Below are 14,808 nucleotides of genomic sequence, written 5' to 3' on the forward strand. Positions count from 1 at the left end.
CCCCTTGCGCCAGGTGAGGGACGAGGTCGTCAAGGGGAGGTAGTGACCTGGCCAACATTGTTGGCGTTAACAAACGGGGAAGTCAACCCCCGTAGGTAAACGGTTTCCACGGCGAAGCGCCCGTGCCCCGGGACGGGACACGGGCGCTTCCGGGGAGGGATCAGTGGCCGAGCGCGGGTTCGGTGGCCGCCTCCCGCTCCGTCGATCCGGAGCGGTCCAACAGCCCCGCCATGACCGCGATACCCAGGCCCACCACGGCCAATACCGCGCCCAATGCCGCGGGGGAGGCGTAGCCCAGACCCATCGCGATGCCCGCACCGCCGACCCAGGCGCCACCGGCGTTGGCCAGGTTGAACGCGGAGTGGTTGGAGGCCGAGGCCAGGCTGGGCGCGGTGCCCGCCCGGCTCATCACCAGTACCTGCAACGGGGCCGACACCCCGAAGCCGACGGCCCCCAGGACCACCACACCGATCGCGGCGGTCCAAGGGTTGTGCACGGCCAGGGTGAACAGCGCCAGCACGGCCGCCAGGCTCGCCAGGGAGACGTAGATGGTGGGGCGCAGCCAACGGTCGGCCAGCGGGCCGACCAGGAGCGAACCCAGGGTCATGCCCACACCGAACAGGGCCAGGACGACCGGTACGCCGGAGGAGGGCATGCCCGCCAACTCGGTCATCATCGGTGAGATGTAGCTGTAGACGGCGAAGACCCCCGCGAACCCGAACACCGCGGTGAGCAGGCCGAGGACTACCTGTGGCCTGGCCAGGGCGGAGAACTCCCCGCGCAGGCCACCGCTGCGGCCGATCGGCACGTGCGGCACCCAGCGGGCCACACCGAGAACGGTCAGGCCGGCGATGGCCGCCACGACGAGGAAGGCGGCGCGCCAGCCGGCGATCTGTCCCAGCAGGGTGCCGGCGGGCACCCCGACGATGTTGGCGATGGTCAGTCCGAGCATCACCCGCGTGACCGCGGTGGCCTGCCTGCCGGGACCGGCCAGATGGGCGGCGACCAGCGCGGCCACGCCCAGGTAGGCACCGTGGGGAACACCCGCCAAGAAGCGGGAGACCAGCACGGTCTCGTGGGAGGGAGCGAACACGGTGAGCAGGTTGCCCAGCAGGAACACACTCATGAACAGCAGCAGCGCGGTCTTGCGCGGCAACCGGGTGCTCAACGCGGTGAGCAGGGGTGCGCCCACCACCACACCCATGGCGTAGGCGGAGATGAGGTGCCCCGCGGTGGGGATGGGCACGCCGAGGTCGGCGGCGACCTCGGGCAGCAGGCCCATGATGACGAACTCGGTGGTTCCGATGGCGAAGGCCCCGAGGGCCAGGGCGAACAGGGCCAAGGGCATGGCTGTGCCTCCCTCTTGCGCAGAGGTGGGTAGGGCGGTGGGTGAAGTGTGCGGCCGGGCCGCGTGGGAGCGGACGCGCGGCGGGCGCGGGCCGGAATCGGGGGCTGTGCAGTGATGCGGAAAGCAGATTTGGCACGTGCTAAATCAAGAATGTCACCGATGTCCGCTGATCGCCAACGGTGCGGCACGTGATCTGCCTCGCGTCGGGCACGGGGTGTGGTTCGGAAACGGGGGAGAGGGAGAGGGGGGAAACGCGTGTGACTCGGGTAGGTGCGGCTCAGAGGGTCACGGGCGCGGGGGAGCGGTGCTGTCGCGCACCGTCAGCGTGGTGGGCAGCACCACGTGTGTGCTCTCGGTGCGGCCCGCCTCCAGGCGTTCGGCCACCGCCCCGAGGGTGAGCTCGGCGATCCGGGTCACGTCCTGGCGGACCGAGGTCAGCCTCAGGAACGACAACCGCGCGGCCCGGCTGTCGTCGTAACCGACCACGGACACGTCCCCGGGCACGGAGCGGCCCGCCCTGAGCAGCGTCTCCATGAGACCGCGCGCCGACTGGTCGTTGCAGCACACCACGGCGGTGGGCAGCGTCTCCCGGGCCAGCAGCGCGGTCGCGGCGTGAGCCCCCGCCTCCTCGGTGTAGGCGCCCGGAACCAGGTCCACGTACGCGTCCAGTCCGTGCCCGCGCATGCCCTCCAGGTAACCGGTCCGGCGCTCGGGGGCGCTGGGCAGGTCGCCGCCGTACACGTGCGCGATGTGCCGGTGGCCCAGGCCGACCAGGTGGTCGACCGCCTGGCGCACCCCGGAGACGGCGTCGGTGCGGACGCTGTCGGTCCCCGCCGCGTTGGTGCGCTGCCCGATCTCCACCACGGGCACCCGTTCAGCGACCCTGGCCAGGTCCTCCGGGGCCTGCGCGGACATCCCGATCAGCACCAGCGCCTCACAGCGCAGCCCCACGAGCTCGTCGATCGCCTGGCGTTCGGTGCGGTTGGCCAGCATGGCGCTCAGGGCCACGCTGTAGTCGAGCCGGGCCGCCTCCGGGTACAGGGCCTCGACCAGGTCGGCGTCCATCGGATGCTCCATGGTGAAGAGCACCCCCACCTGGCGGCTGCGCGCTCGGCGCAGCAGCTGGGCGGCGGTGTCGGCACGGTAACCGAGATCCTCGGCGGCGCGCAGCACGCGTTCGCGCGTGGCTGCGCTGGGGCCCGGCCGGTCGCCCAGGACCATCGAGACCAGCTGTCGGGAGACCCCCAGGTGCGCCGCGACGTCGGCCATCGTCGGACGTCCGCCGGACGCACCGCCGGCTCTTCCACCACTCGCCACTCGGGTCCCCTCTCACGCAGGCGAATCGTACCGCCGGCAGTCAGCACCGGTGATCATCCGGGCAACGAACCCGAGCCGCCGAACCTACGGCGACCCACACGAACCTTCGATGACACAGCGGCATCAGACTGTCCTGGGCGAGTTCCCCCGACTCACCTCTCCGACCGATCTCCCCCGAAGGGCTCCGATGTCCACTCCCCCTGACACAGTCTCTCCGATCCCCGGGCTCTCACCGTTGGAGCCGGGCGATCCAACCACGATCGGCCCCTACCCCCTGGTCGGCCGAATCGGTGCGGGCGGTATGGGAGCCGTGTACGGGGCCTTGGACGTGTACGGGCGCTGTGTCGCGGTCAAGACCGTGCACGCCGACTTCGCCCGCCAGGACCGGTTCCGTGAGGCCTTCACCCGTGAGGTCGAGATGTTGGGGCGGGCCGACGGGATCAGCACCGCCCGCCTGCACGCCGCCGACACCAGCGCGGCGGTGCCGTGGCTGGCCTTCGACTACGTCCCCGGCCGCGACCTGCGCGCCCATGTACGCGCGTTCGGTCCGCTGACGGGCGCGATGCTCCGGGTGTTCGCGCTGGGGATGGCCGAAGGGCTGGCGGCCCTGCACACGGCCGGGGTGGCGCACCGCGACATCAAACCGGGCAACGTCATCCTCTCCCCGCAGGGACCGAAGATCGTTGACTTCGGGATCGCCGTGGAGATCGGCACCGAACGTTCTCAGGACGCGGCGGCCTCTTACGGCACCCCGGGGTGGGCGGCCCCCGAACGCCACGACGGCGCCGTCGCCGACCCGTCAGCCGACGTTTTCGCCTGGGGCGGGCTGGTGGCCCTGGCCGCCACCGGACACGAACCCTTCGGCTCGGGGGAGACCCAGGAGCGGATCCGGCGCGTGCGCGCGGGGGAGTACGAGGTCGACGGGGTCCCCGACGACCTGCGCGGCCTGGTCGAGTCGGCTCTGGCAGTGGACCCGGCACGGCGGCCGGACGCCGAGGAGCTGGTGCGCGCGCTGCTGCCCGACGACGGGGCGGGCAGGACGCACGGCGTCGCCGAGACCCTGCGCCGGATGCTGGGCGACTACTGGCGGGGGGTGGACGACGCCGGACACGACCCGACCCGATGGGCGGGCGTCCTGGCCGCGGTCTCCGCCGCGGGCCTGGGGGCGACCGTCTCGGGCGGCGGTGCCGGGGCCGGTATCGGAGCGGGTGTGACGGTGGCCGGTACCCCGGGCATGGCCGCGGGCACCGCGCCCACAGCGGCAGCGGGCACCTTCGGTGGTGGAGCCTCCACCAGCGGGGTCATGAGTGGACTGGCCGGTTCCAAACTCGCCATGACCGGCGCGGGGGTGCTCGCCGTGGCCGCTCTCACCGGCGGCGGCTACTTCGTCTACGAACAGGTCGGCACCTCTCCTGAAGAGTGGGTGACCACCGCCGCGCGGACCCTGGAGGAGGGAGCGGGGTTCACCGCCACAATGGAGCGCGTTCCCGTCGAGGGGGGAGATCCGATCAACGAGGAGTACCTGTACTCGGCCGCGGACCAGAGCTTCCTCATCCGGGGAGCGGCGATGGGCCCGGGTACCACGGCGGTGGCCGACCACCAGGGCGAGATGTACGTGTACGCGCCACGGGAGGAGGACCCCGGGCTGTGGTCGAACTCGCCCCAGCGGCTGAGCGTCGTCTCCGCCGGGGTGAGCCTCTCCTTCGGAGAGGAGGGGGACCACGGGCTGTGGCAGGACTCCCCCGAGTATCTGGAATCCGCTCTCGACGTGGAGGCCGACCACATCGACCCCACCCTGATCACGGCACCGCTGCGGTCTCTGGCGGAGATGGGCGGAGCCGAGGCGGTGGAGGGAGAGGGACGGATGTTCGAGGGGCCCGCCGTGCTCCCGGTCCTGGACGAGGGCGTCCTGACGGAGGAGCAGGCGACCGGCCGGGTCGAAGTCGACGAGGAGGGTGTGCCGGTGCGTGCCGAGTACACCACCGAGCGTTGGGAGGTGCGGGTCGACTTCGAGGAGGTCGATATCGGGGCACCGATGGAGGACCCCCAGGTGTGGGCCGCTGACAACGACGGGTTCGGCTGGTCCGTGGTGCACGCCCCGATCTGCGGAACCGTGTACTTGCCGGAATCGGTGGCGGCGAACGAGGGTGGACAGAAGGAGTGGGACGTTCAGGCCAGTGGTTGGGACATGGACTGCGACCACGCCATGGATGTGGCGCGGCTGCGGGAGGACCGGCTGAGCGACCCGGACCGGGTCGAGACGCTGCACGCCTTCCGGGGCAGGAGGAGTGACGTCTCGCAGTTCGATGATGAGATGGCCTGCGGCATCTTCTGGAGCGAGGACGGGACCGGGGCCGACGGGTACCCCGAGGTCTCCTACACCTATGGTCCGTGTCAGGAGTCCACGGTGCTTTCTCTGGGTGTCGATGGGGACCCCTACAAGGAATCGGAGGTCGAGTTCGGCCCCGCGACCCTGATCGACTTCCACGAACGGGCCTGACCCGGGCACAGAAAAGCGGGGGCGCGCCGTGCGGCGCGCCCCCGCGAAGTCTGGTCGGCCCCACGTCCCCCAACGTGGGGACCGACCGCGCGGCCTACGCACCGAGAACGGTGGGGCCGCTGGGAAGCGAATACGGTGATGGTTTCGTGTCGGAAACCCCCATTTACGACACGAGCACTCGTATTCGCCAGGTCTGGGCCGGGTCCCACGTCCCCCAACGAGGGACCCGACCGCGCGGCCTACGCACGGAGTGCGGTCTGGCCGCTGGGAAGGCGGATGCAGCGATGGTTTCGTGTCGGAAACCCCCATTGCCGACACGAGCGCGTGCATCCGCGCATGGTCTGAAGGTGGTGTCGAAGCCTCTCACGGACTCTGGTGGGTTTTTCGGGGTCGGGGATTCGGTCTGTGATGCTTCACCTGTGAGAACGCTTCGTACAGTTGAAGTGTTCCCACCTGTGGTACCGAATGTACGGGGTCATCGGTAAAAACCGTGTGCATGATGGGGCACGGGTTGTCCATACTCGCCCTGGTCGGGGATTCCGGTTGACGGGAGTGGCCGCCGAATCTGCCCGAACAGCCCATCTTCCACCCGGTCCTGCCGGTCCTGAACGAGGACCACGCCGTTCGGATCGCTCGGGAGTGGAACCTGCCACGCGACGGCGAGGGACACGTCACCCGCTTCCGCGTGCGGTGCCGCCTGGGGAGCTCGCCGAGTTCAACGCCCACATCCACGGAACGATCGAGTCGGGGTGTTCCTTCCTTCGCGCGCGGGTCCTTCAGCGTGGCTCGGCTGCCGACTCGCGTTCTTGGAGGGTGAGCAGGACCTCGCCCAGGGCGTCGGCGAGCACCACAGGCTCTCGGGTGCGCTCCGTGGTGTGCTCCGTGGGCTCCTCATCGGGAAGATGTGGGCGACGCTGTCGGGGCACCGCGCCGTGTGGTGACGGTGAGGTGGTGGTGGGGTGATGGGGCTTCCGTCGGGGGTCGAGGGTCGTGGACATGGGGGTGTCGGGCGCTTCGGGGGCGCGCCCTTCTCCTTTCCCGCACTCGTTCGGCCGGTCGGTGGCCCGCCGTGACGGTGACTTCGCCTGTCTCACCAGGGGTATCACGCGAGAGTGACATTTGGTGGATACGGAGCGTGCCTGTGGATGAACGCGGGCCCTCCGAGACTCGATGGAATACCTGGACCCACGGAGTGGTTCTGCATGATAGTTTCATAGTAAATAATTTCCTTGGAAGCTAGTTGGATCGGGGAACGGCCATGCAGTTCGGAATCTTCTCGGTCAGTGACGTCACCACCGACCCCACGACGGGACGCACTCCGACCGAGCACGAGCGGATCAAGGCGATGGTGGCCATCGCGCGCAAGGCGGAGGAAGTGGGCCTCGACGTCTTCGCCACCGGGGAGCACCACAACCGCCCCTTCGTGGCCTCCTCGCCCACGACCATGCTCGGTTACGTGGCCGCGCAGACCGAGAAGTTGATCCTGTCGACCTCCACCACGTTGATCACCACCAACGACCCGGTGAAGATCGCGGAGGACTTCTCCATGCTGCAGCACCTGGCCGACGGCCGGGTGGACCTGATGATGGGTCGCGGCAACACCGGCCCGGTCTATCCCTGGTTCGGTAAGGACATCCGCGAGGGCATCCCGCTGGCGCTGGAGAACTACAACCTCCTGCACCGTCTGTGGCGCGAGGACGTGGTCGACTGGGAAGGGAAGTTCCGCACCCCGTTGCAGGGCTTCACCTCCACGCCGCGACCGCTGGACGACGTGCCCCCGTTCGTGTGGCACGGCTCCATCCGCAGCCCGGAGATCGCCGAACAGGCCGCCTTCTACGGTGACGGCTTCTTCCACAACCACATCTTCTGGCCGCCCACGCACACGCGTAAGCTCATCTCGCTCTACCGTCGCCGCTTCGAGCACTACGGCCACGGCAGCGCGGACCAGGCGATCGTCGGGCTCGGTGGCCAGGTGTTCATGCGCAAGAACTCCCAGGACGCCGTCAAGGAGTTCCGTCCCTACTTCGACAACGCGCCGGTCTACGGCGGTGGCCCCACCCTGGAGGAGTTCACCCGCGAGACCCCGCTGACCGTGGGCAGTCCGCAGGAGGTCATCGACCGTACCCTGGGCTTCAGGGAGATGTTCGGTGACTACCAGCGCCAGCTCTTCCTGATGGACCACGCCGGTCTGCCGCTCAAGACCGTCCTCGAACAGCTGGACCTCCTCGGCGAGGAGGTCGTCCCGGTGCTGCGCGAGGAGTTCGCCGCGAAGAAGCCGGCCCACGTGCCGGACGCCCCCACCCACGCCTCGCTCCTGGCCGCCAAGGAGCAGACCGCCACGAAGACGGAGGAGACCCGATGACCCGGAAGCTGGTGACCGTCACGGCGGGGCTGAGCAACCCCTCCTCGACCCGCCTGCTCGCCGACCGGCTGACCACCGCCGCCGAGGAGGCCCTGGTCGAACGCGGTGAGGAGGTCCGGACGCGCGTCGTGGAGTTGCGCGACGTGGCCCACGACATCATGAACGCCATGACCACCCGTGTGCCCACCGGGGAGCTCACCGGTGTCCTGGCCGACATGGCCGAGGCGGACGGGGTCATCGCGGTGACCCCGGTCTTCAACGCCTCCTACAGCGGCCTGTTCAAGTCGTTCTTCGACGTGATCGACCCCGGCACGCTGGACGGCACCCCGGTGCTGGTCGCCGCCACCGGCGGCAGCCCGCGCCACTCGCTGGTGCTGGAGCACGCGCTGCGGCCGATGTTCTCCTACACCCGCTCGGTGGTGGTGCCCACGGGCGTCTACGCCGCCTCCGAGGACTGGGGCGCGGGGGACAGCGGTGGGCGTGAGCTGTCCGAACGCATCGGGCGGGCCGCCCGTCAGCTGGCGCTCCTGGCCACCGAGCACACCTCGGACGCGGTCGATCCCTACGAGGAGCCCACGCCCTTCGCGGACCTGATGTCCGGTCTGGGCGCCTGAACGGGGTCGATCCCCGAGAACACGACGTGTGGGCTCCCACGGGAGCCCACACGTGTCCTCCGTCCACCTCAGCCGTGTTCTCTCCGACGCTTCCCGCTCTTCTTCTCCCTGGGGCGGTCGCGCATCTCCACGTAGGGCTCCTCGTCGGGGGGTTGTCCCGCCTCCTCCGCGCGCCCGCGCTCGATCTCGGCGTTGAACTCCGCACCGAGCAGGATCGCGATGTTGCTGATCCAGAGCCACACGAGGAAGATCACCACGGTCGCCATGCTCCCGTAGGTCTTGCTGTAGGAGGCGAAGTTGGCGACGTAGAAGGCGAACGCCAACGAGGCGACCAGCCAGATCAGCACCGCGAGCAGACTGCCCGGGCTGACCCAGCGAAAGCCGCGTTTGGCGTTGGGCGAGGCCCAGTACAGAAGAGCGATCATGAAGGCCATGAGGAGCAGCAGCACCGGCCACTTCGCGATGTTCCACACCGTCACCGCGGTGGGGCCCAGACCGATCAACTGCCCGACGCGCTCGGCGACCCCGCCCGAGACCGCGACGGCGAGCACGGTGACGGTGATCAGGACGACCAGCGTCAGGGTGACGCCGACGCGGATGGGCAGCGTCTTCCAGATGGGGCGTCCCTCCGGTACGTCGTAGACGACGTTGGACGCACGCATGAAGGCGGCGATGTACCCCGAGGCCGACCACAGGGCCACGGCCAGGCTGACGATACCGACGAGACCGGCGACGCCCTGACTGCCCTGGAGATTTTCGATGGCGGTGTTCACCAGCCCGGCGATGTCCGGGGGCAAGAGCGCGGAGGCGTTCTCGGTCAGTGTCCGAGTGGCGTCCGGCCCGGCCAGGCCGAGCAGCGACACCAGCACCAACAGCGCCGGAAAGAGCGAGAGAATCGCGTAGTAGGTCAGCGCGGCGGCCAGGTCGCTCACGTTGTCCGCGCTGAACTCTCGGAACGTCCTGCGCAGGGCACCCCACCACGAGGACTTCGCCATGCGGGTCGGAGCCGTGGCCTCTTCTGTCGGAGCGCGCTCGCCGCCCCGTTTCCGGTCGCTCTGTCGGACCATCGGTCACTTCCCTTCTCCGCTCTTCGCCCTCTCCCCGACGTCGTCGACTGAAGGGCGTGGTCGCGCCCCACCGCCTCGCCCACCGCGGCCGAACCGGGTGGGAAGACGGTGGGGGCGCGACCGGCGGTCGGAGCCTCCCGCGCGGATCAGGAACCGCGCATTTCCTCCGACGCGCTCTTCGCCTCGTCCTGGGCCTGCTCACCGGTGGAGCGCGCCCTCTCCGAGGCGCTCTCCTTCAGGTGCTCTCCGGCGTCGCGGGCCGAATCGGTGGCCTGTTCCTTCACGCGGCCCACGGACTCGGAGACCGCCTGTTCGACCGGCTCGATCATCGCGCCCGCACGGTCCTGGATCTGCCGGGCGGCCCTGCGCTCCGCCCTGCTCTCGGAGATGAGCGAGGCGGCCAGCAGACCGGCGCCGAAGGCGATCAGTCCGGCGGCGAGCGGGTTGCCCTGGGTCTGCTGGACGGCTTGCCGAGGAGCCGACTTGACCGTGTCGGTCATCTGTTCGGCGTTCTGTCGGATCGAGCTCCCGGTGGAGCTCCCACCCGACCCCTGAGACGGAATCGATCCCATGACGCGATCCTTCACTTCCCCGGCCTTGCGGCGCATCCGGTGGGTGCGACGGTCGATCGCCTTACGCGGGTTGGCGCGGTCCACCAGGCGGTCGGTGTCGTGGGTCAGCTCCGCGCGCGTGCGCTCGATGTCCTGCCTTATCCGGTCGGATGTTTCACCCATTGGGCGTCCTCCTTCAGAGTCTCGATGGTGCGCTCGGGTGTGGGTGAGACCTCGCGCATCCGGTTACGTCCGATGACGAACATGACCGCACCCGCGATCCCCCACAACACCGCCACCACCAGGGCGGACCAGCCCAGTCCGATGAGCTCGGCGAGGCCGAACACCGCGGCGAAGCTGAGCAGGATCACCGTCATGTAGCCCGCGAATCCGGCTCCGCCGAGCAGCCCCGCGGCCTTGCCGGCCTTGGCGCCCTCCTCACGGAGTTCGGCCTTGGCCAGGTCGATCTCCTGGCGGAACAGCTTCTGGAGGTCGGACGTCACCACCCCGACGAGTTCGGACAGGGACCTGTCGTCCTGGTCCCACTCCCGCCGGATCCGGTCCTGTGTGCCCGGTGTGGGCCTGGGAACCGTCGCCATCTCAGATTCCTCCTCCTTGCGGATTTCGGCCCAGCCTCTCGGAGGCCACGTCCGGAGGGATCGTCTCGCCCGCGGACGGGCTGCCCTGCCTGGGCAGGGAAGCGGGCTCGCGGCTCCGGGCCGAGGAAGAGCCTCGCTCCGAGCCCTCGGAACCGCCCTGTTCGGAGTCCTCGGGGGACACCTTGAGGATGCGTCCGAGCGCGAACCCTGCCACCGCGGCCCCCACGAGGAAAGCCATCGGCTGGCGCCTGGCGAAGCCTCGGGCCTCGTCCAACAGGCCGTCCACACCCCGCTTGTCCAGGAAGTCCGCGGTCCCGCGACCCCCTTCCGCGACCTGGCGCACCACGTCGCCCACAGGTGAGTCAGTGTCCGAGTGTTCGGCCATGGACTCCAATTCCCGCGACCACTCGCGCAGGTTCCCCGAAGCCTTCCTGGTCCGGTCCTCGGCCTCTTCCCGGAGGCGACCCTGGACGTCGTTCATGACGTGCCCTGTCTCCGAGCGGGCCTCACCGACGAAGGACCGTGCCTGATCCTTCGCGGTGGACGCGACCTCGCCCGCGGCCGCGCGAGCCGCTTCGGTCTTCTGGCCGCCGCCGCTGTCGGGTCCGCTGGACCCATCCTGCGAGTGCATCACCACAACCTCCTCGGATCGGCTGGTCATGCGGTGTGGGAGCGCGCCTACCCTCGCGCTCGTACCGGTACGCATGAGAGGACCGCGGATGTGCATTCCGTGACTTCTTTTGGCATGTGCTTTCCTTCGGGGAGACGAACCGGTGAGGGGGGATAGACCTCGACGAGACCCTGGCCGCGAGGGAAGGTCGAGACAGGGAACCTCGCCGGGGCCGGTGGGCCGGGCCTGTCCCTAACAGTGTTAGGTAGGCTCGGACGATGGACTCCTCGCTCATCTACCAGCAGGCCCAAGACCGTCTCGTCGCCTTGGCCGCCGGCCTCGACGAGGCCTCTCTCGCCACCGTCGTCCCGGCCTGTCCGGCCTGGGACGTGCGCCAGACCTACGCCCACATGGCCGGCCTCTGCGTCGAGGTCGTGCAGGGCCTGGTGACACCCCCGGCCAGTGACGAGGTCACCGCACGTCAGGTCGCCGACCGCGCGGACAAGCGCATCGACGAGCTCACCGCAGAGTGGGTCGAGGCCGCGCCCGCCCTGCTCGAACTCATGCGCACTCGGACCCGGCTGCGCTACTCCCTGCCGGCACTGGACACCTGGCACCACGAGAACGACATCCGCGGCGCGCTGGGGATGGGACCCCAGACCGAGGGCGCCGACCAACTCGCCGACTTCGTCCTGGGCGGCCTGACCCGGGTCTGGTCCACCGACCGCCCCTCGGTGCACGTGAAGGCCACCGACACCGGCCAGGAGTGGCGCCTGGGGGAGGGCGACGCGGAGAAGGGGGCCGACCTCACCCTGAGCGCGAGCGCCTTCGAGCTGGCCCGGGCGATCACCGGTCGGCGCAGCCTCGCCCAGATCCGCGCCCTCGACTGGAGCGGTGACCCCGCCGGGGTGGCGCACCTGCTGCCGACCCTGCCCGCCCCGGAGAAGGACCTGGCGGTCTGAGAACGGTCATGGCGGATCCGTGGAGCCAGGCGGTGCCACGGATCCGCCGCGTCACTTCCAGGTGCCGGTCGTGGGAGCGTTCCGATTTTTCTCCGGTCACACCCATTGTCGAGCCACATCAATGGTGTTAACTTTTCGGCACCGCTTATGGGAGCGCTCCCGAACGGGGGGAGCCCTCCCATAGGCGGCGGACCACATCGACGCCCACACCACGTTCCACGTGCCCGAACGGTCGCGCCAGGCCCCGCCGCGGCCGCATGCGGATCCGCCACGCATTCTCAGACCCGCACCCCCTCGGTCCCCCCGCAGCCGCGCCGAGGCGCCCTACCCCTGGGCCTTTCGCACGGTCCGGAGATAGGTGCCCACCCACGGTTACCGGCAAGGGCATCGAAGGGTCACCTCCGAGGAGAATGATGTGATCAATCAGAAAGCAGGGCGCCGACACGGAAGGCTCCTCGCCCTCCCCGCGGCCATGGGCACGACGCTGCTGACGAGCGGCTTCATGGTCGTCCCCCAGAACACCCCCGCCACCTACCCGGACGGCGGACCCTCCCCCGAGTCCACCCACCACCGCTCCTGGTCGAAGGTCGACGTGGCCACGGCGCCGGCGTCGCACGGCGCGCTGTTCGGCGACGAGGACGACACCGAAGAGGAGGGCGCCGAGGACTGACGTCCCATCGGCCCCGCGACCCTTTCCACCCCCCCCGCCCGGCCGCGTGAACACCCCCCGCACGCGGTCGGGCCCCGTACCGAAGGGACACACGCCATGCGCACACCCACCATCCTCGGGACGGTCGCGACCGCCGCGGCCGTCGGCGGCATCGCCGTCGCCGGGGTGCTCGTCGCCCTGCCCGACACCGCCGAGGCCCACGGCGCGTTCACCTACCCGGCCAGTCGCACCTACGCCTGTTTCGACGACGCCACCGGCGGCACCGGCGGAGGCGCGCTGGACCCCACCAACGAGGCCTGTGCCGATGCCTTGGCCGAGGGCGGGGACTACGCGTTCTGGAACTGGTACGGCAACCTCGTCCCCGACTCCGACGGACGACACCGTGAGTACGTGGCCGACGGGGAACTGTGCGGACCCGGCGAGGACTTCGCCGCGTTCAACACACCCCGCACCGACTGGCCCACCACACACCTGCCGGCGGACGAGACGGTCGAGTTCCGGCACAACGCCTGGGCCTCGCACCCGGGCACCTTCTTCACCTACGTGACCGAGGACGGCTTCGACCCCGAGGCCCCGCTCACCTGGGACGATCTGGAGCTCATCGACGAGGTCGTCGACCCGCCGCTGCGCAGCGGCGGCGACGCCGGAGCCGAGTACCACTGGGACGTCGACCTGCCCGACAAGGAGGGGCGCCACATCGTCTACGTGGTGTGGGAACGCTCCGACAGCCCGGAGGCCTTCTACAACTGCTCCGACGTGGTCTTCGGCGACGAGGAACCGGCACCCACCGACGGACCCACCACCGAACCCTCGGAGGGGCCCACCGCGGAACCCGAACCCACGGAGGCGCCGGCCGAGGAGTACTGCACCGCCGAGTACACGGTCGTCGACCAGACCGACGACCGGTTCGAGGTGGAGGTCGAGGTCACCGCCGGACCCGAGGGCGTGGACGGTTGGATGGTCGACTGGGTGTTCGCCAACCGCCAGGAGATCCTGGACATGACCGGCGCCACCTGGGTGAACCACGGCGCCCACTTCGAGGCGACCGGGACCGAGGAGCACAGCGCCCTGGAACCGGGGGAGAGCACTGTTTTCGAGTTCGCCGGGGCCCACCAGGGCGTCAACATCGAACCCAGGGTGGCCTGCCAGGAACCCGTCGACCACGAGCACGACCACTAAAGCCCCGGGGGCGCGCGCACGGGGCGCGCCCCCGGCCCCTTCGGGCGTCCGGCCCGCCCACTCCTCCACGGGTCGGACGCCCACCACAGGGCGCGGTTTTCGAGGCCGAGGACCTCAGGGATGGTAGGGCAGGCGGTCGATCGCCCGTACCTCGCCCAACGTGGACCACTCGTTGCGTCCGAGCCGGGCCAGGGGTCGCAGCAGGGTGACCTCCGGGCGCCCGTCCGCCAGGGCTTCCGGCGCCACGGCGATGCGCAGCACTCGGCCGAACACCACGGTGGAGTCGCCCAGTCCCACGGTGGAGTGCAGCCGGCATTCCAGGGCCGCGGGTGAGGCGGCGACCCGGGGCGGACGCACCTGCGCGCTCGCCTCCCGCTCGATCCCCAGCGCGTCGAACTCGCTGGTGTTCGCCGGGTAGGAGGTTTATTCGGTTCGCATCACACCCGAGTATTCCGTGTGCGGCGACCGGACGGGGGCATACTCGCCGCATGCGACTGGTCTCCGTCGAGGACGTCCGTGCCGCCGCCACCAGGATCCAGGACCATGTGGTGCGCACACCCCTCACCGCCGGGCCGAGCACCGAACGGCCCTTCCTGCTCAAACCCGAGAGCCTGCAACCCACCGGAGCCTTCAAGCTGCGAGGGGCCACCAACGCCGTGGCACGGCTCAACGACACCCAGCGCGAACGCGGGGTCATCACCCACTCCTCGGGCAACCATGGTATGGCCTTGGCCCACGCCGCCGCCCGGCAGGGGGTGGCCTGCACCGTGGTGGTGCCCGAGGGCGCACCGCGGATCAAGGTGGAGCGCATTCGGGCGATGGGCGCGCGGGTGGTGCCCGTGTCCCCGGCCGAACGCCTCTCCGCCGCCGAGGACCTGGTCGAACGCGAACTCCTGGCGTTCGTGCCGCCCTTCGACGACGCGCGTGTGATCGCTGGTCAGGGCACCGTCGGCCTGGAGATCCTGGAGGACTCCCCGGAGGTCACCACCGTGGTCGTGCCGGTGGGCGGGGGAGGGTTGGCGTCGGGGG

Annotated in this window: 14 protein-coding genes and 2 pseudogenes; 8 read left to right on the top strand and 8 right to left on the bottom strand. The window is 70.0% G+C overall.

Annotation, left to right across the window (positions count from 1 at the left end; all coding sequences use genetic code 11):
• Nucleotides 1-160: 160 nt before the first annotated feature.
• Both BQ8420_RS28305 and BQ8420_RS28310 read right to left on the bottom strand, forming a co-directional pair.
• Entirely contained in the window at nucleotides 161-1,348 is a 1,188-nt protein-coding gene (locus BQ8420_RS28305; RefSeq protein ID WP_087103025.1) for an MFS transporter, read from the bottom strand.
• Nucleotides 1,349-1,633: 285 nt separating this feature from the next.
• Nucleotides 1,634-2,617, bottom strand: a complete 984-nt coding sequence (locus tag BQ8420_RS28310) for a LacI family DNA-binding transcriptional regulator (protein ID WP_087103027.1) — start codon at nucleotides 2,615-2,617, stop codon at nucleotides 1,634-1,636.
• 235 nt (nucleotides 2,618-2,852) lie between these two features.
• On the opposite strand from BQ8420_RS28310, the gene BQ8420_RS28315 reads away from it, so the two are divergent.
• Together BQ8420_RS28315 and BQ8420_RS32965 are read left to right on the top strand one after the other, a co-directional pair.
• The gene (locus BQ8420_RS28315) at nucleotides 2,853-5,165 is read left to right on the top strand and encodes a serine/threonine-protein kinase (RefSeq protein WP_087103029.1); all 2,313 of its coding nucleotides are present in this window, start codon (nucleotides 2,853-2,855) and stop codon (nucleotides 5,163-5,165) included.
• Between the two features lie 565 nt (nucleotides 5,166-5,730).
• Nucleotides 5,731-5,927 (top strand): annotated as a pseudogene (locus BQ8420_RS32965) (ADP-ribosylation/crystallin J1); the annotation flags it as partial.
• A gap of 14 nt (nucleotides 5,928-5,941) precedes the next feature.
• On the opposite strand, the gene BQ8420_RS28325 reads toward BQ8420_RS32965, so the two are convergent.
• Nucleotides 5,942-6,163, bottom strand: a complete 222-nt coding sequence (locus BQ8420_RS28325; RefSeq protein ID WP_087103031.1) for a hypothetical protein — start codon at nucleotides 6,161-6,163, stop codon at nucleotides 5,942-5,944.
• Nucleotides 6,164-6,423: 260 nt separating this feature from the next.
• Here BQ8420_RS28325 and BQ8420_RS28330 point away from each other — a divergent pair, with 260 nt between their 5' ends.
• Both BQ8420_RS28330 and BQ8420_RS28335 read left to right on the top strand, forming a co-directional pair.
• Entirely contained in the window at nucleotides 6,424-7,527 is a 1,104-nt protein-coding gene (locus BQ8420_RS28330; RefSeq protein WP_087103033.1) for an LLM class flavin-dependent oxidoreductase, read from the top strand.
• Entirely contained in the window at nucleotides 7,524-8,141 is a 618-nt protein-coding gene (locus tag BQ8420_RS28335) for an FMN reductase (RefSeq protein ID WP_087103035.1), read from the top strand. The genes BQ8420_RS28330 and BQ8420_RS28335 overlap by 4 nt, the downstream gene beginning before the upstream one ends.
• Nucleotides 8,142-8,209: 68 nt before the next feature.
• Here BQ8420_RS28335 and BQ8420_RS28340 read toward each other — a convergent pair whose 3' ends face one another.
• The 4 genes from BQ8420_RS28340 to BQ8420_RS28355 form a co-directional block, all read right to left on the bottom strand.
• Nucleotides 8,210-9,208, bottom strand: coding sequence for a YihY/virulence factor BrkB family protein (locus tag BQ8420_RS28340; protein ID WP_087103037.1), 999 nt, complete (start codon nucleotides 9,206-9,208; stop codon nucleotides 8,210-8,212).
• Between the two features lie 146 nt (nucleotides 9,209-9,354).
• Complete coding sequence (locus BQ8420_RS28345) at nucleotides 9,355-9,942, bottom strand: DUF3618 domain-containing protein (RefSeq protein ID WP_087103039.1); 588 nt, start codon at nucleotides 9,940-9,942, stop codon at nucleotides 9,355-9,357.
• Entirely contained in the window at nucleotides 9,918-10,358 is a 441-nt protein-coding gene (locus tag BQ8420_RS28350) for a phage holin family protein (protein WP_087103041.1), read from the bottom strand. Before BQ8420_RS28350 ends, BQ8420_RS28345 begins: the two co-directional genes overlap by 25 nt.
• A 1-nt stretch (nucleotide 10,359) precedes the next feature.
• Complete coding sequence (locus BQ8420_RS28355) at nucleotides 10,360-10,989, bottom strand: hypothetical protein (RefSeq protein WP_200816133.1); 630 nt, start codon at nucleotides 10,987-10,989, stop codon at nucleotides 10,360-10,362.
• Between the two features lie 257 nt (nucleotides 10,990-11,246).
• On the opposite strand from BQ8420_RS28355, the gene BQ8420_RS28360 reads away from it, so the two are divergent.
• The 3 genes from BQ8420_RS28360 to BQ8420_RS28370 all read left to right on the top strand — a co-directional run bounded on the left by BQ8420_RS28360 (nucleotide 11,247) and on the right by BQ8420_RS28370 (nucleotide 13,779).
• Nucleotides 11,247-11,930, top strand: a complete 684-nt coding sequence (locus BQ8420_RS28360) for a maleylpyruvate isomerase family mycothiol-dependent enzyme (RefSeq protein ID WP_087103043.1) — start codon at nucleotides 11,247-11,249, stop codon at nucleotides 11,928-11,930.
• Between the two features lie 415 nt (nucleotides 11,931-12,345).
• Complete coding sequence (locus tag BQ8420_RS28365) at nucleotides 12,346-12,600, top strand: hypothetical protein (RefSeq protein ID WP_143847632.1); 255 nt, start codon at nucleotides 12,346-12,348, stop codon at nucleotides 12,598-12,600.
• Between the two features lie 96 nt (nucleotides 12,601-12,696).
• The gene (locus BQ8420_RS28370) at nucleotides 12,697-13,779 is read left to right on the top strand and encodes a lytic polysaccharide monooxygenase (RefSeq protein WP_087103047.1); all 1,083 of its coding nucleotides are present in this window, start codon (nucleotides 12,697-12,699) and stop codon (nucleotides 13,777-13,779) included.
• A gap of 114 nt (nucleotides 13,780-13,893) precedes the next feature.
• Here BQ8420_RS28370 and BQ8420_RS28375 read toward each other — a convergent pair.
• Nucleotides 13,894-14,202, bottom strand: a pseudogene (locus BQ8420_RS28375) (flavin reductase family protein); the annotation flags it as partial.
• A gap of 65 nt (nucleotides 14,203-14,267) precedes the next feature.
• On the opposite strand from BQ8420_RS28375, the gene BQ8420_RS28380 reads away from it, so the two are divergent.
• Nucleotides 14,268-14,808, top strand: a 541-nt coding sequence (locus BQ8420_RS28380) for a threonine/serine dehydratase (RefSeq protein ID WP_143847634.1), incomplete at its 3' end; no start/stop codon positions are given.

It is taken from the genome of Nocardiopsis sp. JB363 (assembly GCF_900143625.1).
In the GTDB taxonomy this organism is placed as follows: domain Bacteria; phylum Actinomycetota; class Actinomycetes; order Streptosporangiales; family Streptosporangiaceae; genus Nocardiopsis.

Excerpts from the sequence above, each read along its gene's own strand:
- BQ8420_RS28350 (WP_087103041.1), bottom strand. The coding sequence starts at position 10,358 with ATGGCGACGGTTCCCAGGCCCACACCGGGCACACAGGACCGGATCCGG.
- BQ8420_RS28305 (WP_087103025.1), bottom strand. The coding sequence starts at position 1,348 with ATGCCCTTGGCCCTGTTCGCCCTGGCCCTCGGGGCCTTCGCCATCGGA.
- BQ8420_RS28355 (WP_200816133.1), bottom strand. The coding sequence starts at position 10,989 with ATGCACTCGCAGGATGGGTCCAGCGGACCCGACAGCGGCGGCGGCCAG.
- BQ8420_RS28360 (WP_087103043.1), top strand. The coding sequence starts at position 11,247 with ATGGACTCCTCGCTCATCTACCAGCAGGCCCAAGACCGTCTCGTCGCC.
- BQ8420_RS28345 (WP_087103039.1), bottom strand. The coding sequence starts at position 9,942 with ATGGGTGAAACATCCGACCGGATAAGGCAGGACATCGAGCGCACGCGC.
- BQ8420_RS28325 (WP_087103031.1), bottom strand. The coding sequence starts at position 6,163 with ATGTCCACGACCCTCGACCCCCGACGGAAGCCCCATCACCCCACCACC.
- BQ8420_RS28330 (WP_087103033.1), top strand. The coding sequence starts at position 6,424 with ATGCAGTTCGGAATCTTCTCGGTCAGTGACGTCACCACCGACCCCACG.
- BQ8420_RS28340 (WP_087103037.1), bottom strand. The coding sequence starts at position 9,208 with ATGGTCCGACAGAGCGACCGGAAACGGGGCGGCGAGCGCGCTCCGACA.
- BQ8420_RS28315 (WP_087103029.1), top strand. The coding sequence starts at position 2,853 with ATGTCCACTCCCCCTGACACAGTCTCTCCGATCCCCGGGCTCTCACCG.
- BQ8420_RS28310 (WP_087103027.1), bottom strand. The coding sequence starts at position 2,617 with ATGGCCGACGTCGCGGCGCACCTGGGGGTCTCCCGACAGCTGGTCTCG.
- BQ8420_RS28335 (WP_087103035.1), top strand. The coding sequence starts at position 7,524 with ATGACCCGGAAGCTGGTGACCGTCACGGCGGGGCTGAGCAACCCCTCC.
- BQ8420_RS28370 (WP_087103047.1), top strand. The coding sequence starts at position 12,697 with ATGCGCACACCCACCATCCTCGGGACGGTCGCGACCGCCGCGGCCGTC.